The following is a 19,805-nucleotide window of genomic DNA, read 5'->3' on the forward strand; positions in this document are numbered from 1 at the left end:
CCGCTGGTGCGGTTCCTGGCGCGCCGTCTCGGCGCGCTCGTGCTGCTGCTGATCGGGATCACCATCGTCTCGTTCGTGCTCACCCAGGCGGTGCCGGGCGATCCGGCGCTGGCCAACCTGGGCCAGAACCCCACGCCCGAGGCGATCCACGCCTTCCACGAGAAGTACGGGCTCGACGACCCGCTCCCGCAGCAGTACCTGACCTACATGGGGCACTTGCTCCAGGGCGACCTGGGCACGTCCCAGCAGACCCACCAGCCGGTCAGCCACGACCTGTCGGTCGCGATCCCGGCGACCGCCGAGCTGGCCCTGTTCTCCATCATCTTGAGCGCGATCCTGGGCGTCGGCCTCGGCATCCTCGCCGCGCTGCGGCGCGACACCGCCACCGACGCGAGCATCCGCGTCGTCACGCTCGCGGGCCTGTCGCTGCCGATGTTCTGGTTCGGCCTGCTCGCCCTGTACCTGTTCTTCTTCAAGTGGGGGTTGTTGCCCGGTGGTGGCCGCATGAGCCCCACGATCACCTCGCCGCCCGACGTCACCGGCTTCGACACGATCGACTCGCTGCTGGCCGGCGACCTCAACGCGTTCTGGGACGCGTTCCAGCACCTGATCCTGCCGGGCCTGGTGCTGACGGCCTACAACGTGTCCTTGATCGCGCGCTACACGCGCTCGGCGATCCTCGAGGTGCTGCACGCCGACTACGTCCGCGCGGCGCGCGCCAAGGGCCTGCCCGAGCGCGTCGTGATCAACCGCTACATCCTGCGCGGCGCCCTGCCGTCGATCGTCACCGTGCTCGGCCTCGTGTTCGCGAGCGTGCTCGCGGGCGCGGTGCTCGTCGAGTCGATCTTCAGCTGGCCGGGGATCGGCGAGTACGCCTACAAGTCGGCCGTCTCGCTGGACCTCCCGGCGATCATGGGCGTCTCGATCTTCATCGCCTTGGTCTACGTCATCATCAACCTGATCGTCGACCTGCTGTACGCGGCGATCGACCCGCGGGTGCGGCTGTCATGAGCGTCCAGGGAGCCGTCCTGCCGCCGTCGCGGCTGTCGCGCCTGCGCCGCCGGGGCCGCGCGGCCACGCGCGGCCACGGGTCGCCGTGGAAGCGCCCGACGATGATCCTCGGCCTCGGGATCGCGGGGCTGTGGCTGCTGATCGCGATCTTCGCGCCGCTGCTGGTGCCCCACGACCCGCTCGCCCAGGACTTCGCGATCACCCAGGCGCCGTCCTCGGCGCACTGGTTCGGGACCGACGAGCTCGGCCGCGACGTGCTCTCGCGCGTCCTGGCCGCCGCGCGCCACTCGCTGCCGCTGGCCATCCTGCTGGTCGCGCTGTCGGGGTCGATCGGCACCGCGCTCGGCGTGATGGCCGGCTACCTCGGCGGCTGGGTCGACGGCGTCGTCATGCGCCTCGCCGACCTCGTCAGCGCGTTCCCGGCGATCGTCCTGGCGATGGTCGTCACCGCCTCGCTCGGCCCGTCGACGCGCAACGCGGTGCTCGCGCTGGTCGTCGTGTCGTGGCCGATCTACGCGCGCGTCGTGCGCTCGCTGGTGCTGTCGATCGGGCAGGCCGAGTACGTCCAGGCCTACCGCCTGCACGGCGCGAGCGCCCGCCGCGCGATGGTCAAGGAGGTCCTGCCCAACGTGGTCGGGCCGATCGTCGTGCTCGTCACGATCTACCTCGCCGACGGCCTGCTGTTGTTGTCGTCCCTGTCGTTCCTCGGGCTCGGCACGCAGCCGCCGACGCCGGAGTGGGGCGCGATGGTCTCGACCGGGACCCAGTACTTCCAGAACTGGTGGATGGCGACGTTCCCGGGCCTGGCGATCTTCACCGCCGTGCTGGCCTTCAACTTCATCGGCGACGGGCTGCGCGACGTGTTCGACCCGCAGTCGAGCTTCCGGGAGGAGGACGCCTGATGGCGCCGCTGCTGACCGTCGAGGGGCTGTCGATCCGGCTGCCCACGCCGTCGGGCCCGAAGACCGTCGTGCACCAGGTCGACCTCGAGGTCGAGGCCGGCCAGATCTACGGCATCGCCGGCGAGTCCGGCTCGGGCAAGACGCTGACGATGTTGTCGTTGTTGGGCCTGCTGCCGCGCGGCGGCGTCGCGGCCGGCTCGGCGCGCTTCGACGGGCGCGAGATCCTCGGCCCGGGCGCCGACGCGCGCGCCCGGACCGCGCTGCGCGGGCGCGACCTGTCGATGGTCTTCCAGGACCCGATGACGTCGCTGCACCCGATGCTCACGGTCGGCAAGCAGCTGACCGAGCACGCGCGCCGGCACCTGAAGCTGTCCAAGAAGGACGCGGCGGCGCGCGCGGCGCAGATGCTCGACGACGTCCGGATCCCGGACGGCGAGGCCGCGCTGCACGCCTACCCGCACGAGTTCTCCGGCGGCATGCGCCAGCGCATCGCGATCGCGATCGCGCTGATGTGCGAGCCGCGCGTCCTGATCGCCGACGAGCCGACGACCGCGCTGGACGTCACCGTCCAGGCCGGGATCCTGCGCCTGCTCGACCGCCTGCGGCGCGAGAAGGGCATGTCGGTGGTGTTGATCACCCACGACCTCGGCGTGATGTCGTCGATCGCCGAGCGCATGTCGGTGCTCTACGCCGGCCGCGTCGTCGAGCAGGGCGACGCCGCCGATGTCCTGAAGCGCCCCGAGCACCCCTACACGCGCGCGTTGCTGGCGTCGCTGCCGACGCCGGGCGTGAGCGCGCAGTCCGAGCTGCAGGCGATCCCCGGGACGCCAGCCAGCCCGCTCGACCCGCCGCCCGGCTGCGCGTTCCACCCGCGCTGCCCGCTGGCGGTGCCGGACTGCAGGACGATCGTCCCGCCCCTGATCGCGCGCGGCGACCACGCCGCCGCCTGCATCGTCACGATGACCGCCGAGGAGAGCGCCGCATGAGCACCGCCGTCGCCACCGAGACGCCGGCCCTGGCGATCGAGGACCTGGAGGTCGTCTACCACCGCCGCGGGCGCGAGGACGTGCGCGCGGTCGCGGGCGTCACGCTGTCGGTGCAGCGCGGGCAGATCCTCGGGCTGGTGGGGGAGAGCGGCTGCGGCAAGTCCACGCTTGCCCGCGCAGTTGTAGGTCTTGAAAGGCCGGCCGCCGGCCGGATCCTCTTCGAGGGCCGCGAGCTGTCGCCGCTGACACGCCGCGCGCGGCCGCTGCAGGACACGCGGCTGCAGATGGTCTTCCAGAACCCGTTCTCCTCGCTGAACCCGCGCCGCAAGATCGGCGTGCAGCTGCGCGAGGCGCTGGCGATGTCCGCGGGCGCCGACGGGTCGAAGGTGACCGACGAGCGCGTGCACGCGCTGCTGGAGCAGGTCGGCATGCCCGCGTCGGCCGCCGAGCGCTACGCGCACCAGTTCTCCGGCGGCCAGCGCCAGCGGATCGCGATCGCCCGCGCCCTCGCCGCCGACCCGACGGTGATCGTCCTCGACGAGCCGCTGTCGTCGCTGGACGCGTCGGCCCAGGCGCAGATCGCGAACCTGCTCGTGCGGCTCAGCCGCGAGCTGGAGCTGGCGCTGGTGCTGATCTCGCACGACCTGGCGATCGTCCAGCACATCGTCGACGAGGTCGCGGTCATGTACCTGGGCAAGTTGGTGGAGACGGTCCCGAGCGGCGAGCTCTGGGAGCTGCCCGCCCATCCGTACACGGAGGCCTTGATCGGCTCGATCCCGCGCGCCGACGGCGAGCGGACGCTGCCGGTCGCGCTGGAGGGCGAGGTGCCGGACCCGAGCGCGCCGCCGTCCGGCTGCCGCTTCCACCCGCGCTGCCCGTACGCGATGGACCGCTGCCGCGTCGAGGAGCCGCCGGCGTTCGCCATCGGCCGTGGGCGCGAGGCGGCGTGCTGGCTGCAGGAGGGCGCGACCGAGCCGCGCCGCCCTGCGATGATGGGGGAGTGACCGAGGAGCGCCTGGCCGACCTCGCGCGCCTGCGCCGCGCACGCGACCGGATGGATCGCGAGCACGCGCGGCCGCTGGACGTCGAGGCGCTCGCGCGCGACGCGGCGATGTCGCCGGGGCACTTCTCGCGGCAGTTCAAGGCCGCCTACGGCGAGTCGCCCTACGGCTACCTGATGACGCGCCGGATCGAGCGCGCGATGGCGCTGCTGCGGCGCGGGGACCTGAGCGTCACCGAGGTCTGCTTCGAGGTCGGCTGCTCGTCGCTGGGCTCGTTCAGCTCGTCGTTCACCAAGTTGGTGGGGATGGCGCCGAGCGCCTACCGCGAGCAGGCCGAGCACGGGATCGAGGGGCTGCCAACGTGCGTGGCCAAGCAGGTGACGCGGCCGATCAGGAATGGAGAAGCGCGGGCCGCGGCCCGTCCTTAACCTCCCGGCCATGGACATCACGGTCTTCTCGGCGTTCCTGCCGCACACCGACCCCGACGCGTCGATCGCGTTCTACCAGGACCTGCTCGGGTTCGAGATCCGCAAGGACGTCGGTTACAACGGCTTGCGCTGGCTGACCGTCGGGCCGGCCGAGGACGCGGCCGCGACGTCGATCGTCCTGTACCCGCCGGGCGCCGACCCGGGGGTCACCGACGAGGAGCGCGCGACGATCGCCGAGATGATGGCCAAGGGCACGTTCGCGATGGCGGCGTTCGGGACGAACGATCTCGACGCGACGTTCGAGGCGCTGGCCGCGGGCGGCGCCGACATCGTCCAGGAGCCGACCGACCAGCCCTACGGGATCCGCGACGCGGCGGTCCGCGACCCGGCCGGGAACCTGCTGCGCATCAACCAGCTGTGAGCCCCGCCCGCGCCGCCGCTGCTGCGCCCGCCGACGCGCACGACGTCATCCGCGTCAACGGCGCGCGGGTCAACAACCTCAGGAACATCGACGTCGAGATCCCCAAGCGCCGGCTGACCGCGTTCACCGGCGTGTCGGGGTCCGGCAAGTCGTCGCTGGTCTTCGGGACGATCGCCGCCGAATCGCAGCGGTTGATCAACGAGACCTACAGCGCGTTCGTCCAGGGCTTCATGCCGACGCTGGCGCGGCCCGACGTGGACGTGCTCGACGGGCTGACGACGGCGATCATCGTCGACCAGGAGCGGATCGGGTCCAACCCGCGCTCGACGGTCGGGACGATCACCGACACCGACGCGCTGCTGCGGATCCTGTTCTCGCGGCTGGCCGCGCCGTCGATCGGCGGCCCGGGCGCGTACTCGTTCAACGTGGCGTCGGTGAGGGGCAGCGGCGGGATCACGGTCGAGCGCGGCGACAAGACCGTGACGAGGGCCGCGAGGTTCTCGCGCGTCGGCGGGATGTGCCCGCGCTGCGAGGGTCGCGGATCGGTCAGCGACTTCGATCTCTCGGCGTTGTACGACGAGGACAAGTCCTTGGACGAGGGCGCGCTGACCGTCCCGGGCATGACGATGGACGGCTGGTACGGGCGGATCTTCCGCGGCTCCGGCTACTTCGACATGGCCAAGCCGATCAAGCGGTACACCAAGCGCGAGCGCCACGACCTGCTCTACCGCGAGCCCACGAAGCTCAGGGTCGAGGGCATCAACCTCACCTACGAGGGGCTGATCCCGAAGATCGAGCGGTCGATGCTGTCCAAGGACGTCGAGGCGCTGCAGCCGCACGTGCGCGCGTTCGTGCAGCGCGCCGTGGTGTTCACGGTCTGCCCGGACTGCGACGGCACGCGGCTGAGCGAGGCGGTGCGCGGGTCCCGGATCGGCGCGCTGTCGATCGCGGACGTCTCGGCGATGGAGATCCGGGCGGTCGCGGAGTGGGTGCGTTCGCTGGACGAGCCGTCGGTCGCGCCGTTGTTGGAGGCGTTGGGCGAGACGCTCGATTCGTTCGTGGAGATCGGGCTCGGCTACCTGTCGCTGTCGCGCGCGTCGGGGACGCTGAGCGGCGGCGAGGCGCAGCGGACGAAGATGATCCGGCACCTGGGGTCGGCGCTGACCGACGTCACCTACGTCTTCGACGAGCCGACGATCGGGCTGCACCCGCACGACATCGCGCGCATGAACGACCTGCTGCTGCGGCTGCGCGACAAGGGCAACACGGTGCTGGTGGTCGAGCACAAGCCCGAGGCGATCGCGATCGCCGACCATGTTGTGGATCTCGGTCCGGGCGCGGGCAGCGGCGGTGGGGCGGTGGTGTTCGAGGGGACCGTGGAGGCGCTGCGAGCGAGCGACACCGTGACCGGGCGCCACCTCGACGACCGCGCGACCGTGAAGGAGCCGCGCGCGCTGCGCACGCCGCGCGGTGCCTTCGAGATCCGGGGCGCGTCGCTGAACAACCTGCAGGATGTTGATGTGGATCTCCCGCTGGGCATGTTGGTGGTGTTGACCGGCGTCGCGGGCTCGGGCAAGTCGTCGCTGATCCGCTCGTCGGTCGAGGGCCGCGAGGGCGTCGTGACGATCGACCAGGCCGCGATCCGCGGCTCCCGGCGCTCGAACCCCGCGACCTACACGGGGCTGCTCGACCCGATCCGCAAGGCGTTCGCGAAGGCCAACGGGGTCAAGCCCGCGTTGTTCTCCGCCAACTCCGAGGGCGCGTGCCCTGCGTGCAACGGGGCGGGCGTCATCTACACCGACCTCGGCGTGATGGCCGGCGTCGCGACGCCGTGCGAGGAATGCGAGGGCAAGCGCTTCCAGGCGGCGGTGCTGGAGTACGAGCTCGGCGGGCGCGACATCGCGGAGGTGCTGACGCTGCCGGTCGACGAGGCGCTGGCGTTCTTCTCGGACGGCGAGGCGAAGATCCCGGCGGCGGCGAAGATCCTGGCGCGCCTGGCCGACGTCGGCCTCGGCTACCTGACGATCGGCCAGCCGCTGACGACGCTGTCGGGCGGCGAGCGCCAGCGGCTCAAGCTGGCGACGTCGATGGGGGAGAAGGGCGACGTGTACGTCTTGGACGAGCCCACCACCGGCCTGCACCTCGCCGACGTCGCGCAGTTGTTGGGGCTTTTGGACCGGCTCGTGGACTCCGGCAAGTCGGTGATCGTCATCGAGCACCACCAGGCCGTGATGGCGCACGCCGACTGGATCGTCGACCTCGGCCCGGGCGCGGGGCAGGACGGCGGCCGTGTGGTCTTCGAGGGCCCGCCGGCCGACCTGGTCGCGGCGCGCGCCGGGCTGACCGGCGCGCACCTCGCCGACTACGTGACGAGCGCCGCTTGACGCGGCGCCACTCCCGTGGCGTCCCCACTGCTCCTGGCCGCGCCGCTCGTCTCGGGCGGCGCGGTCGTCGTGGCTTAGGAGGTCGCGCATCGCCGTGCCGCTGCGATCGGGGTCGGTCTTCGCCGCGATCCGTCCGGCATCACTTCACCGCGGCTCCTCACCGCGTCGCCAGCGCCGCTCATCGCTTCACGCGGCTCCGCTCTCTCGGTGCCGGCCAGCGCCTTGGGCCGCGTCGCTCGTTTCCGGTTGCGCGAGCGTCGTGGCTTAGGAGGTCGCGCATCGCCCTGCCGCTGCGATCGGGGTCGGTCTTCGCCGCGATCCGTCCGGCGAACGTCACCCGCGGCTCGGTCCTCGCGGCGATCACTCCGTGATCGGCGGGCTAGGTGTAAGTCCCAAGGAGGTTGTTCAGCCGAGTGATGGGTGGTTGGCGGCCGATGGCTTGGTGTTTGCGGTGATGGTTGTAGTGCCAGAGCCAGCCGTCAAGGGCGCGTGTGCGTTCTTGGCTTGATCCGTAGATGTTGTTGTAGGCCCAGCCTTCGAGCATGGTGCGGATGAAGCGTTCGGCTTTGCCGTTGGTTTGGGGGCGGTAGGGCCGGGTGCGCAGGTGGCGGAGGCCGAGCTGGCGGCAGGCGATCTGGTGGGCTTTGGAGACGTAGGGCGAGCCGTTGTCGGTGATCACTGATTCGACGGTGATGCCGTGGCGGGCGTAGAAGGCGATCGCGCGCCCCAGAAAGCCGACGGCGGTCTCGGCTTTCTCGTCGGGTAGGACTTCGGCGTAGGCCAGGCGGGTGGCGTCGTCGATGGCGATGTGCACGCAGTCCCAACCTCGGGTCAGGCGTCGGATGCCGTCGGCATCGGTTCGTCGCGGGTCGCCATTGCGCCGAACGCCGGTGATCTGCTTTCCCGCGCCGCCGACGATGCGGCCGAGCTTTTTGATGTCGGTGTGGATCAGCTCGCCCGGCCTGCCGCGCTCATAGCGAACCGCCGGCGCCAGACCCAGGTGCCCCAGACGGCCCATCCCGATCCGCTTGAGGACCGCGCCGACCGTCGACAGCGGTCGATCGATGAGCTCTGAGATCTGCGGCCCGGAGAAGCGCAATCGTCGTAGCGCGGCGATCAACGCGACCGTCTGCGCGTCGGTCTTGTTGGCAACGGTTTTAGGGCCGAGGATCGATCCAACAACCCCAACTCGCCTTCGGCCTGCCACCGAGCCAGCCACTTTCTCGCCGTGCGAACGCTGATCCCCGCCGCCTCAGCTGCCTGGCGAATATCCCAACCCTGTTGTTCGAGACGGTCGATGAGCAAACGACGACCGTTCGGACTGAGCTTGGCGTTAGCGTGCAACCTCATCCGGTGTCTCCTTGGTGCTGATGGCCTCGAGAACCACCAGCCTCCAAGGAGGCCCGGATGAATGAACAACGTCCCTAGGAACTACAGCTAGGTCGCCAGCGCGGCCAGCGTCTGATCGACCTCGTCGGCCGTGTTGTAGTGGAACAGGCCGATGCGCAGCGCGCCGCGGTCGCCGATCAGGTCCTTCAACCCCATGCAGTAGAACGAGTCGCTCGCACCGGCGTTGATGTTGTTGGCGACGAGCGTCTCGGCGACGGCGGTCGCGTCGCGGTCGGCGAAGGCGAGCAGGAACGTCGGGACGCGGCCGTCCATCGTGGGCGGGCCGATCAGGCGGGCGTCGTCCGGCAGGCCGTCGAGCAGCCGCTGGCCGAGCGCGCGGGCGTGGGCGTGGCCGGCGCCGGTGGCGTCGACGCTCTCCCAGTAGTTGATGGCCTCGGTGAGGCCGGCGAGCTGCTCGTAGGGCAGCGTGCCGGTCTCGAAGCGGCGGGCGACGGGGTCGCTCGGCGCGGGACGGACCTTGTACGGGCGCCAGTCGGCGAGCACCTCGGGGCGGCCGTAGGCGAGGCCGAGGTGGGGGCCGCAGAACTTGTAGGGGCTGCAGACGAGGACGTCGGCGCCGATCGCCTCGACGTCGACATGCACGTGCGCGGCGGCGTGGGTCGCGTCGATCCAGGCGAGCGCGCCGAACGAGTGCGCCAGCGCGGTGACGCGCTTCGCGTCGGTCAGCGTGCCGGTCGAGTTCGCCGCCCAGGAGAAGGCGACGACGCGCGTGCGGTCGCTGAGCTGGGCTTCCAGGTTGGTGAAGTCGAGCGTGGCGGTGGCCTCGTCGATGTCCACCACCTTGACGACGGCGCCGGTGTCATGGGCGACCTCGAGCCAGGGCGAGACCGACGCGTCGTGGTCCAGGCGCGTCACGACGATCTCGTCCCCGGCCTTGAGGTCCCGCGCGCACGCGCGCGAGAGGCTGAAGTTCAGGGTGGTCATGTTCTGACCGAAGATCGTGTCGTCGGGCGAGCAGTGCAGGAAGCGCGCGGCGGCGGCGCGGGCGCCGGTGACGATCTCCGCCACGCGCTGGGAGGTCGCGAACGTGCCGCCGAGGTTGGCGGCGGCGTCGCGCATCGCGTCGGAGACGGCGGCGCGGACCGCGTCCGGGACCTGGCTGCCGCCGGGGGTGTCGAGGAAGATGGTGTCGTTGGTCGCGAGCGCGGCGAAGCGGGCGCGGACCGCGGCGACGTCGTAGGTGATGGTGTCGCTCACAGCGTCACCACGTCGCGGGTGGCGATCGCGTCGAGCTCGACCTCGACGAGGCAGTCCTTCGGGATCAGCTCGGCGACGTGCAGCGTGGTGTTGGCGGGGTTGATGCCGCGGAACGCCTCGCCGTGGGCCTCGACCGCGGAGCGCCAGTCGGCGCCGGCCAGCAGGTAGACGCGGGTGCGGAAGACGTCCTCACGGGCGGCGCCGAGCGCGGCGGCGCCCTCGAGCGCGCAGCGGATGCACTCGGCGGTCTGCTCGCGCACGTCGCCGTGGCAGGTGCCGGTCGCGTCGGTCGCGGCGGTCCCGGCGACGGAGACGAGGTCGCCGATCCGGGTCGCGCGGGAGTAGGACGCGAGCTCCTCGAAGGGGCTGCCGCTTCTGAGCGTGTGCATAGGGGCAGACTACCGCCCTGTCCAGTATTGTGGACGGCCCGTGCACTATCTTGTGAAAGGCGCTGCATGAGCGTTGAGGCTCCGTCCGTCCTGATGTACGCCGACACCACCCGGTCGGCCGAGCTGCGCAACGAGGTCCCGCACACCGTGCACGACCCGTTCCTGTACATCGAGCACGGTGGGAGCAGGTACGCCGTGCTGCGGTCGCTCGAGGTCGCGCGGATGAGCGAGGTCGAGGGGATGACCGCGCTGCCGCTGGAGGACTTCGGGCTGGACGAGCTGATGGCCTCCGGGCTCAGCGGCGACGCCGCCGCGCTGGAGATCGCGGTGCGGGCGTGCTCGAAGCTGGGTGTGACGCGCGCGTTGGTCCCGCCGGCGTTCCCGGTCGCGCACGCCGACCGGCTGCGCGCGGCGGGGGTTGAGCTCGTGGTCGATCCCGAGGGGTTCGAGCGGCGCCGGCGCGTGAAGTCCCCGGCGCAGCTGGCGGGGATCAGGCGCGCGCAGACGGCCGCCGAGGCGGCGGTCGCCGCGGTCGCACGCATGTTGTATGACTCGACACCGGGCAGCGACGGGGGCCTGGTGCTCGACTGGGGGCCGCTGACGTGCGAACGCCTGAAGGAGGGCGTGGCGGCGGCCTTCCAGCGCAACGGCTGCAGTGGCGACGACGTGATCGTCGCGCACGGGCCGCAGACGTGCATCGGGCACCACTCGGGGTCCGGGCAGGTGTTCGCGGGGGAGCCGGTGACGGTCGACCTCTGCCCGCGCGATCCGGAGACCGGGTGCTACACGGACATCACGCGGACGTTCGTGTTCGGCGAGGTGAACGACGAGCTGGCGTTGTACTGGCGGTTGGTCGACGAGTCGCTGCGGGATGTCCTGGCGGCGATCAGGCCGGGGCTGCCGGTGGCGGAGCTGCACCGGATCTCGTGCGCGCCGTTCGAGCGCGAGGGGCAGCCGACGCAGCTGTCGAAGAAGCCGGGGACGGTGCTGAACGAGGGGTTCTTCCACTCCTTGGGGCATGGTGTAGGCCTTGAGATCCACGAGGCGCCGGCGTTGAACCAGAACGAGGACGTGCTGGTCGTCGGCGACGTGATCGCGGTCGAGCCGGGGTGCTACCGCCAGGGGTTCGGCGGGGTCCGGCTGGAGGACCTGGTGCTGGTGACCGAGACCGGGGGCGAGCTGTTGACCGACTACCCCTATGAGCTCACGCCGGTGCTGGTCGAGCGCGGCGCTGTCGCGGCGTGATCGACGCCTACATCTCGGAGCACCGCGACCGCTTCGTCGCGGACTGGCAGACGTGCTGTCGGTTCCCGTCGGTGAGCGGGGCGCGGGCGGCGATCGAGGACTGCGCGGACTGGATCGAGGGGCGGATGGCGCCGCTGTTCGACGACGTGTGGCGGATCGAGATCGAGGGTCAGGGGCCGCTGGTCTGCGGCGAGTGGACCGGGACGGGGCCGGGCCGCTTGTTGATCTACACGCACTACGACGTGCAGCCCGCGGGCGACGCCGCGCTCTGGGCGTCGGATCCGTTCGGCGCGGAGATCCGCGACGGCAAGATGTACGCGCGGGGCGCGTGCGACGACAAGGCCGACGTGACGGCGCGGCTGCAGGCTCTGGAGGCCTGGCGCGCGTCGCTCGGCGGCGAGCGCCCGCCGTTCACCATCATCTTCATCTCGGATCCGGCCGAGGAGATCGGCTCGCCCGGTCTCGCCGAGGCGCTGGCGGCCAACGCCGACCGGTTGCACGCCGACGCGTGCCTCTGGGAGTCGTTCCTGCGTGACGAGGACGGGCGGCCCGGGATCGGCTTCGGCTGTCGCGGCAACCTCGAGGCGACGTTGTCGTTGAGGTTGTTGAAGGCCGACCAGCACACGGCCTTCGCCTCGATCCTGCGCTCCGCGCCGCTGGAGCTGATGCGCGCCGTGAGCACGCTGCAGGACGAGACCGGCCACATCACCGTCGAAGGCTGGACCGCAGGCGCGCTCCAGCCGACCACGTCGCAACTGACCGCCGCCCGAGCCATCCCTCTGCCACGGGCGGCGGTCACCCGCGACGACGGCACGAACCCCTTCAAGCCCGGCGACGACGAGTCCCTCGCCACCAACCTCGTCTTCGAGCCGTCCATGAGCGTGTCGAGGTTCATCGTCGGCGCCGACAACGTCGGCTCCGTGCCCGCGGAGGCGAGCATCACGCTGCGCTTCTCGCTGGTGCCGGACCAGGATCCTGAGCACTGCCTCTCAGCCCTCCGCGCCCACCTGGCCGCGGTCGCATCCGACATCACCGTCGAGGCAGGCCGGATGATCCTCCCTGCCTCCTCGCCGATGGAGACACCCTTCGCCACGGCGACGATCTCCGCCGCCGCCGAGGTCTTCGGCGAACCCGCCATCTACCCCGTCCTGATCGGGGCGGGCCCCGGCCGCATGGTCCTCGACACCCTTGGTGCACCCGTCATCTCACCCGCCGGCACCCTCCGCCCGGACGGCAACATGCACGGCCCCAACGAGCACGGCGCGATCACCGACTACCTCGACCACATCCGCTTCACCACCCACCTCCTGACCCACCTCGCCACCCTCGGCGGCCCTACCGCCTAACCGCACCTCCCTCGGTAGACGCGCCTCGACTCGCCGCAGCACTTCCGGCCTCAGTGGCCGCGGTGTCGGTCAGCGGCGACGCGGTCGTACTGCCTATTGATCGCGAATCCCCCGTGGCGATGCGCAGCTGCGCCTCGCTCCGCCATCGCCTCTGACTCGCGTCTCGCCCGACTGCCGCGTCTCCCTCGGTACACGCGCCTCGACTGGCCGTAGCACTTCCGGCCTAAGTGACCGCGGTGTCGGTCAGCGGCGACGCCGTCGTATCGCCTATCGGTCACGAATCCCCCGTGTCTCCGCGCGGCTGCGCGTCGCTCCGCCGTCGGCCCTGACTTACTCCGGCGTCGGGCCGTGGACGGCGGGGAGGGTCAGGATGAAGTGGCCGCCGGGGCCGGGGCCGAGGGTGATGGTGCCGCCGCAGGAGTGGATCAGGCGGCGGGAGAGGGGGAGGCCGAGGCCGGCGGAGCCGGGTGAGGTGCCGCGGGTGCCGGGGTCGAAGGCGGATTCGCCGAGGGCGGGGGACATGCCGGGGCCGTCGTCGCGGATCGCGAGCTGCACGGTGCCGGCGGAGGACGACAGCTCCAAGGTCACCCGGGAGGATGCGTGGCGGTGGGCGTTGTCCAGGAGCGGCGCCAGCGCGCGGCGGATGATGTCGGGTTCGCCCTCGGCCAACGGGGGCGTCCCGTCCACGACGAGCTCGACGTCGGGGATCTCGCGGGCCAAGGACACCATGTCGACCGCTGAGGCCGACGGATCCAACTCACGGCGCGCCACCGCCAGCAGCGTGTCGATCGCCCCGGTCAGCCGCTCCGACTGCGACACGATCGACGTCAGCGCCTCCGTCCGCGCGTCCTCGTCGTCGTCGATGGCCAGCTCGGCCCGCCCGCGGATCCCGGCCACCGGCGTCCGCAGCTCGTGCGCGACCTCCGCGGCGAAGCGCTGCTCGTGGCGCCGCGACGCCGCGATCCGCGCCAGCAGGCCGTCCAGCGTCGCCGCCAGCCCGGTCAGCTCGTCGCGCGGCGGCCCCATCCCGAAGCGGCGGTCGAGGTCGTGCGCGCCCCAGTCCTCGGCCTCGGCCGTCATCCGCGCGACCGGCTCCAGCGCCCGGTCGATCGCCCGTCGCAGCGCCAGCCCGCCCGCCAACAACACCAACAACGCCAGGACCAACGACCCCAACAACACGACCTGCTGGAGATCCTCCAGCGGCTCGGTTGAGATCCCGACGACGACCGCACCCACGACGCGCCCGTCACGTCCCCGGACCGGCTCGACGCGCAGCGACACGTCGCCCGGCCCGTCGTGCTCGCCCGCCTGCGCCGCGCGCCCCAGCCTCACCGCCGTCGCGTCGAGCTTCGACGACACGTTCTCCGGCCGCTCGACCACCCGCGAACCCTCGAGCACCCACGCCCGCCGATCCAGCACCTCGTCGTTGGCTCCCTCACGCACCGACACCCGCGACCCGTCGACGACCAGCGTCGCCAGGAGCCCCTCGGCCCGCGTCCGCAGCTCGGTCGACGTCTCATGATGTACGCGAACGTCGAGCAGCACGTTCCCCACCAACAACAGCGCGCCCAGCCCCAGGGCGAGCGTCACCAGCGACGTGACCAGCAACCGGTTGCGGAAGCTCACCGGAGCTCGTACCCGAGCCCGCGCCGCGTGTGGATCGCCTGCTCGACCCCCGCATCGCGCAGCTTGCGCCGCAGCCGCGCGAGGTACGCGTCGAGCGTGTTGTCGTGGACGATCGCGCCCTCCGGCCACCCGGCGCTGACCAGCGTCGCCCGCCGGACCACCTCGCCCGGCCGCGCCGCCAGCGCGGCGAGCAGCCGGAACTCCGTCGGCGTCAGCGGGATCCGGACGTCCTCGTGCAGGACCGCGTGGGCGGAGGGATCGAGACGCAGCGCCGGCGCGTCGCCGTCGTCGCGCGGTGCGGGCTCCGCGGACGGCCCGCGCCGCACCAGCGCCTGCACCCGCACCAGCAGCTCCGCGAGCGCGAACGGCTTCGTCAGGTAGTCGTCGCCCCCGGCGTGGAACCCGCTCAGCCGGTCCGGCAGCGCGTCGCGCGCGGTCAGGAACAGCACCGGCGTCGCGACGCCCTGCGCCCGCAGCGCCTGGCACACATCGCGCCCGTCGGCGTCCGGCAGCCCGACGTCCAGCACCAGCACGTCGAACGACCCGCCGCCGTCGCCCGCGAACGACCGCACCGCGTCCGCCCCCGTGGCGACCGCGACGACCGCGAAGCCCTCGCGCTCCAGCGCACGCCGGACCACGCCCCGCAGCTCGTCGTCGTCCTCGCAGATCCCGGCCCGCAGCTCCACGCCCCGGATGGTAAGCGCCCCACACCCGACGACCCTGACCGCAACCTGAACACGCGACGCCCGTTTCCCCCACCAAGACGGGCGTCCAGCCCCGTCGAACCCCTCAACTAGGATGCGCAACCGAATGATCCGATCGAGAACCCTCGCCACATTCGCGGGCGCCGTCGCGCTGCTCTGCGCGGCCGCTGCGCCCGCGGCCGACGCGGCGCCGTCGCAGACCGCCTACGCGCTCTCCAACGGCAGGCTTCTGTCGTTCGCCACGTCCGCGCCGGCCACGACCGTGCAGACCGACACGATCCGCGGCGTCGCCCCCGGCGAGAGCCTCGTCGCGCTCACCGTCCGGCCCCAGAACGGCGCCTTCTACGCGCTCGGCGTCAACGCCGCGGGCGACACCGGCACGCTCTACGTCATCGGGATCGACGGCAACTCGGGCCTCGACTGGCCGGCCGGCGCCGTCCCGGTCGGGGCGGTCGGCTCGATCGCGCTCACGACCGATGGCGCGACGGCCGTCGACCTCCCTGCCTCCGGCTACGGCATGGCGTTCAGCCCGGCCGCCGACCGCGTCCGCGTCACGACGACCGGCGGCCTCAACTTCCGGATCAACCCCAACACCGGCACGCCGGTCGACGGTGACAACGGCGGCTCGGCCGGCAGCGTGACCGGCACCAACCCGGACGGCGCGCTGCACGGCGCTTCGACGAGCGCGGGCGGCATCGGCTACACCGACGCGCGCCTCAACGCCACGGCGACCACGGCCTACACCTTCGACGCGGCCGGCGGCGAGCTCGCGCTCCTCAACCCGCCCAACGCCGGCAACCAGACCGGTGCGATCGCGCTGACGCACGGCGGGGCGCCGTTCGCGCCCGGCTCGGTCGCCGGCTTCGCGATCGACCCGGACACCAGGGCGCCTGCGAGCAACCAGCCCGTCACCGCCGGCACCGGCTACGCGGCGCTGAAGCTCGGCACCACGACCAGCCTGTACAAGATCGACCTCGCCGGCGGCGCGGTCACCGACGCCGGCACGATCGGCGACGGCACCGTGCCGATCCAGTCGCTCGCGCTCCCGCGCGACGCGGACATCGCCGGCTACCCGGCGATCGGCCTCGACGCCGACGGCACCGACACGCTGCACCGCTTCCAGACGACGACGCCCGGCAGCCAGACGTCGCTCGCCGTGACCGGATTGACGGCCGGCGAGCACCTCGCAGGTGTGTCGTGGCGGACCCAGACCGGCCAGCTCGTCGGCGTCGGGATCGACGCCGCGGCCGACACCGGCACGATCTACCGGATCGACCCGCAGAGCGGAGCGGCGACCGCGATCGGCACGCCCGGGGGCCTGTCGTGGGTCGACAGCGGTGGCGCCACGGTCGACCTGCCGGCCTCCGGCTGGGGCGTCGACGTCGCTCCGGTCTATGACCAGCTCCGGATCAGCAACGCCAACGGGCTCAACCTGCGCGCATCGCTGACCAGCGGCGCGCCGATCGACGGCAACTTCGGCGGCGCCGCGGGCAGCGTGGCCGGGACCAACCCGGACCACCCGTGGACCGACGAGCCGCCCGGCGCGATCGGACCGACCTCGATCGCCTACGCCTACGCGTGGCCGCACACGACGCTCGACGCCCCGAACGACGTCGCCTTCGCGCTGGAGCCCGGCACCGACAAGCTGCTGTACACGGTCACGGCGAACGCCGGGTCCTTCAGCCAGGCTCCCCAATCCACGGTGACCCTCGGTGGCACCACGCTGGACTTCGGCCCGATCACCGCGGCCGACATCCCGTGGGGCAACGGCGGAAGGTGGACCGAGGTGATGATCACGTCGCTGGTCGTCGGCGGCACACCGGGCCTCTACAGCATCGTCACCCTCAACGCCGAGGCCCAGAGGCTCGGCACGTTGCCGACCGCGCTCTCGGCGTTGGCCGTCGGCGCGGCGGAGCTGCCGCACCCGGTCAGGGCGATCGACGACCCGCCGCCGCCAGCAACGCACCAGGACGACACGACCGAAAGGACGACGCCGACCCCGACGCCGACCCCGGCGCCCTACGTCGCGCCCCTGAAGCCGATCGTGCCGATCGGGACGCCGCAGCCAGGTGACCACACCGCGCCGGTCCTCAAGGGCCTGAAGGTTTCGACGAGCACCAAGCGGCGCCTGACCGTCAGCTTCACGGCGTCGGAGGCGGGCAAGGCCACCATCAAGCTGACCCGTACCGTCAAGCACGGCAGGAGGACGGTTCGCAAGACCTACAGGTCGGTCGCCAAGACGATCAACAAGGCCGGCAAGGTCACGGTGACGTTCAAGGGCCTCGAGGCCGGCCTGCGGCTGCGGGTCGAGATCACGTTGAAGGACAAGGTGGGCAACGCCGCCAGGACCGCGCTGAAGAGCGCGACCGTGCGGCGCTAGCGACGGTCACCGCCGCCGAGCTGCCGTCCCAGCGGCGGCTCGGCGAGCGGGAGCGTCGCCTCGACGGTCGTCCCCGCGCCTGGGGAGGACGTGATGACGAGCGTCCCGCCGAGCAGCTCCGCGCGTTCGCGCATCCCGAGGACGCCGAAGCCGTCGGTCGCGCGGGCCGGGTCGAAGCCGGAGCCGTCGTCGCGGACGCTCAGCTCGACGCGGCCGCCCGCGACCGCGACCGTCGCCACCGCCCGCCGGGCGCCGCCGTGCTTGCGCGCGTTGGACAGCGCCTCCTGGACGATCCGGTAGATCGCGATCTGCCGGTCCGGATCGGCGACGACGCCGTCGTCGACGGCCACATCGAGGTCGACATCCAGGCCGGACGACGCGCTGCGCTCGGCCAGCGCGCCGATCGCCGCCGCCAGCCCCAGCTCGTCGAGCGCCGCCGGGCGCAGCTCGGTGATCAGCGCGCGCAGCGTCGCGATCTCGCCGTCGAGCTGCCCGAGCGCCTCGGTCAGGAGCGAGTCCAGCGCCGCCGGGTCGGCCGCGCCCGCCGCGCGCCGCGCCGCCGCCAGCCCGAGCCGCAGCGCGGCCAGCGACTGCAGCGTCTCGTCGTGCAGCTCGCGCGCCCAGCGGGCGCGCTCGGCCTCGGTCGCCGCGATCCGCATCCGCCGCTGCTCGGTCGCCGCGTTCTGCGCGGTCGCGACCGCCGTCGCCGCGCTCGCCGCGAAGGACTCCATCAACCGCACGTCGTCGTCGCCGATCCGCCCGGCCGCGATCAGGACCCCGTACGGCGCGCCGCGGAAGACCAGCGGCACCGCCAGCCCCGCCGTCGCGCTGAACCCCAGCCGGCCAAGGCCATGCTCTTGGAAGCGCGCCGCGTTCTCCGGATCCTCCAACCGCTGCGTGACGAGCGTCCGCAGCGCGGCCTCCGCGACCGTGTCGCGCACCGGCACGCGCATCCCCACAAGGCCTACAGGAACCTCGCCGCTGGCCGCCGCGACGACCAGGTCGTCGCCGTCGAGGACCTCGATCGCCAGCGCGGGCGCGTCGACCAGCGCGCGGCCGCGCTCGGCGACCAACCCCAACACCTTGCCCACGTCGCTCTGCCCGCCCAGCGCCAGCGCGATCTGCACGGTGGCGTCGAGCGCCGCGACCGTCCGCACCAGCGCGCGCCGCTCGGTCTCCGACCCCGCGTAGCGGCGCGCGTGGTCGATCGCCACACCCGCGAAGTCGGCGAGCAACGTGAGCGCTCGCTCGTCCTCAGCGGAGAACTGCGCGCCGCCGGCCTTGTCGGTCAGGTACAGGTTCCCGTACGGCTCGCCGCCCGCCAGCACCGGCACGCCGAGGAACGCGTGCATCTTGGGGTGGTTGCCCGGGAAGCCGAACGAGTGCGGGTGCCCGCTCACCTCCGGCAGCCGCAGCGCCACCGGGTGGCTGATCAGCTCGCCGAGCACGCCGCGCCCGCGCGGCGGCGGCCCGATCGCGCGCGTCGCCTCCTCGTCCAGCCCGGACGTGATGAACCGCGCCAGCCCCGTGCGTTCCTCATCGAGCACGCCGATCGCCGCGTAGCGCGCGCCGGTCAGCTCACGCGCCGCGACCAGGACCCGCTCCAGCGTGACGTCGAGGTCGAGGTCCTCGAGAACGCTCCGCGCGAGCTGCAGGACGCCGTCGAGCATCGGCGACAACTACTCCGGCGCGTCCAGCAGCCCGTGGTCGAGCGCGTAGCGCACCAGCTCGGCGCGCGAGGACCGCCGCAGCTTCTGCTGGATGTGCGCGCGGTGCGTCTCGACGGTCCGGACCGACAGGAACAGCTGCCCGCCGATCTCGGCGTTCGTGTGGCCCAGGGCGATCAGCCGCAGCACCTCGAGCTCGCGCGCGGTCAGGTCGTCCGGCGGCCCCGCGGGCTCGGTCGGGGCAGAAGCGATTCGCGCGCCGAGCTGCGGGTTGAGGTACACCTCGCCGGCGGCCGCGCGGCGGATCGCCTCGACCAGCTCGGCGTCGGCGGCCTCCTTCAACACGTAGGCGTTGGCCCCGGCGGCCAGCGCCTTGCGCGCGTACTGCGGGTCGTCCTGCATCGTCAGGACGACCACGCGTGTGTCCGGCGCGTCGGCCGCCAGGACCGGCAGCGCGTCGAGCGAGGAGCCCAGCCGGCCCGGCATGTTGAGGTCCAACACCGCCACGCGCGGGCGGTGGGCCTTGATCAGCCGGACCGCGTCGTCGGTCGTGCCCGCCTCGGCCAGCACCTCGAAGCCCTCCTCGGCGTCGAGGACGAGCCGCAGCCCCTTGCGCACGACCGCGTGGTCGTCGGCGAGGACGATCGAGATGGTGGTGTCGCTCATGCCCCACCGATCCTACCCGCGGGCCCGGGGCGCGCCTCCGTA

Annotated in this window: 16 protein-coding genes and 1 pseudogene; 10 read left to right on the forward strand and 7 right to left on the reverse strand. The window is 72.3% G+C overall.

Translation table 11 applies throughout. From position 1 onward, the window contains the following. Window positions 1–6 precede the first annotated feature (6 nt). From H030_RS0116740 to H030_RS0116770, 7 genes are read left to right on the forward strand one after another with little or no spacing between them, the layout of a single operon-like run. Entirely contained in the window at window positions 7–1,011 is a 1,005-nt protein-coding gene (locus tag H030_RS0116740; RefSeq protein WP_231398463.1) for an ABC transporter permease, read from the forward strand. After that, window positions 1,008–1,913, forward strand: coding sequence for an ABC transporter permease (locus H030_RS0116745; RefSeq protein ID WP_027006959.1), 906 nt, complete (start codon window positions 1,008–1,010; stop codon window positions 1,911–1,913). Before H030_RS0116740 ends, H030_RS0116745 begins: the two co-directional genes overlap by 4 nt. Beyond that, the gene (locus tag H030_RS0116750) at window positions 1,913–2,899 is read left to right on the forward strand and encodes an ABC transporter ATP-binding protein (protein ID WP_027006960.1); all 987 of its coding nucleotides are present in this window, start codon (window positions 1,913–1,915) and stop codon (window positions 2,897–2,899) included. The genes H030_RS0116745 and H030_RS0116750 overlap by 1 nt, the downstream gene beginning before the upstream one ends. Continuing rightward, window positions 2,896–3,903, forward strand: a complete 1,008-nt coding sequence (locus H030_RS0116755; protein ID WP_027006961.1) for an oligopeptide/dipeptide ABC transporter ATP-binding protein — start codon at window positions 2,896–2,898, stop codon at window positions 3,901–3,903. The genes H030_RS0116750 and H030_RS0116755 overlap by 4 nt, the downstream gene beginning before the upstream one ends. A gap of 50 nt (window positions 3,904–3,953) precedes the next feature. Next, on the forward strand, window positions 3,954–4,328 hold the full coding sequence (locus H030_RS0116760) for a helix-turn-helix transcriptional regulator (RefSeq protein WP_081691012.1): 375 nt from the start codon (window positions 3,954–3,956) through the stop codon (window positions 4,326–4,328). Between the two features lie 10 nt (window positions 4,329–4,338). Then, window positions 4,339–4,749: a VOC family protein gene (locus H030_RS0116765; protein ID WP_027006963.1), complete on the forward strand. Its 411-nt coding sequence runs from the start codon at window positions 4,339–4,341 to the stop codon at window positions 4,747–4,749. After that, window positions 4,746–7,133 (forward strand): ATP-binding cassette domain-containing protein, encoded by a 2,388-nt coding sequence (locus H030_RS0116770; protein WP_027006964.1) that lies wholly within the window; start codon window positions 4,746–4,748, stop codon window positions 7,131–7,133. Before H030_RS0116765 ends, H030_RS0116770 begins: the two co-directional genes overlap by 4 nt. Window positions 7,134–7,512: 379 nt before the next feature. Here the strand turns inward: H030_RS0116770 and H030_RS32865 are convergent. From H030_RS32865 to H030_RS0116785, 3 genes and pseudogenes are all read right to left on the reverse strand, one after another. After that, a pseudogene (locus tag H030_RS32865) lies at window positions 7,513–8,483 on the reverse strand (IS481 family transposase). 87 nt (window positions 8,484–8,570) lie between these two features. Continuing rightward, window positions 8,571–9,740, reverse strand: a complete 1,170-nt coding sequence (locus tag H030_RS0116780) for a cysteine desulfurase-like protein (protein ID WP_081690874.1) — start codon at window positions 9,738–9,740, stop codon at window positions 8,571–8,573. Continuing rightward, the gene (locus H030_RS0116785; RefSeq protein ID WP_027006966.1) at window positions 9,737–10,129 is read right to left on the reverse strand and encodes a Rid family hydrolase; all 393 of its coding nucleotides are present in this window, start codon (window positions 10,127–10,129) and stop codon (window positions 9,737–9,739) included. Before H030_RS0116785 ends, H030_RS0116780 begins: the two co-directional genes overlap by 4 nt. Window positions 10,130–10,195: 66 nt before the next feature. On the opposite strand from H030_RS0116785, the gene H030_RS32870 reads away from it, so the two are divergent. Further along, window positions 10,196–11,374 (forward strand): M24 family metallopeptidase, encoded by a 1,179-nt coding sequence (locus H030_RS32870; RefSeq protein ID WP_081690875.1) that lies wholly within the window; start codon window positions 10,196–10,198, stop codon window positions 11,372–11,374. Continuing rightward, window positions 11,371–12,720: a M20/M25/M40 family metallo-hydrolase gene (locus H030_RS0116795; RefSeq protein ID WP_027006967.1), complete on the forward strand. Its 1,350-nt coding sequence runs from the start codon at window positions 11,371–11,373 to the stop codon at window positions 12,718–12,720. The genes H030_RS32870 and H030_RS0116795 overlap by 4 nt, the downstream gene beginning before the upstream one ends. Before the next feature lie 330 nt (window positions 12,721–13,050). On the opposite strand, the gene H030_RS0116800 is transcribed toward H030_RS0116795, so the two are convergent. Both H030_RS0116800 and H030_RS0116805 read right to left on the reverse strand, forming a co-directional pair. Continuing rightward, on the reverse strand, window positions 13,051–14,346 hold the full coding sequence (locus tag H030_RS0116800; protein ID WP_027006968.1) for a sensor histidine kinase: 1,296 nt from the start codon (window positions 14,344–14,346) through the stop codon (window positions 13,051–13,053). Further along, window positions 14,343–15,032, reverse strand: a complete 690-nt coding sequence (locus tag H030_RS0116805) for a response regulator transcription factor (RefSeq protein ID WP_035127861.1) — start codon at window positions 15,030–15,032, stop codon at window positions 14,343–14,345. The genes H030_RS0116800 and H030_RS0116805 overlap by 4 nt, the downstream gene beginning before the upstream one ends. Window positions 15,033–15,156: 124 nt before the next feature. Between H030_RS0116805 and H030_RS0116810 the strand changes: the two genes are divergently transcribed. After that, entirely contained in the window at window positions 15,157–17,430 is a 2,274-nt protein-coding gene (locus H030_RS0116810) for a DUF4394 domain-containing protein (RefSeq protein ID WP_027006970.1), read from the forward strand. On the opposite strand, the gene H030_RS0116815 is transcribed toward H030_RS0116810, so the two are convergent. Continuing rightward, window positions 17,427–19,100: a GAF domain-containing sensor histidine kinase gene (locus tag H030_RS0116815; RefSeq protein ID WP_027006971.1), complete on the reverse strand. Its 1,674-nt coding sequence runs from the start codon at window positions 19,098–19,100 to the stop codon at window positions 17,427–17,429. The genes H030_RS0116810 and H030_RS0116815 overlap by 4 nt on opposite strands. Window positions 19,101–19,109: 9 nt before the next feature. After that, entirely contained in the window at window positions 19,110–19,763 is a 654-nt protein-coding gene (locus tag H030_RS0116820; protein ID WP_027006972.1) for a response regulator transcription factor, read from the reverse strand. Between the last annotated feature and the right edge of the window lie 42 nt (window positions 19,764–19,805).

It is taken from the genome of Conexibacter woesei Iso977N, assembly GCF_000424625.1.
Taxonomy (GTDB): Bacteria; Actinomycetota; Thermoleophilia; order Solirubrobacterales; family Solirubrobacteraceae; genus Baekduia; species Baekduia woesei_A.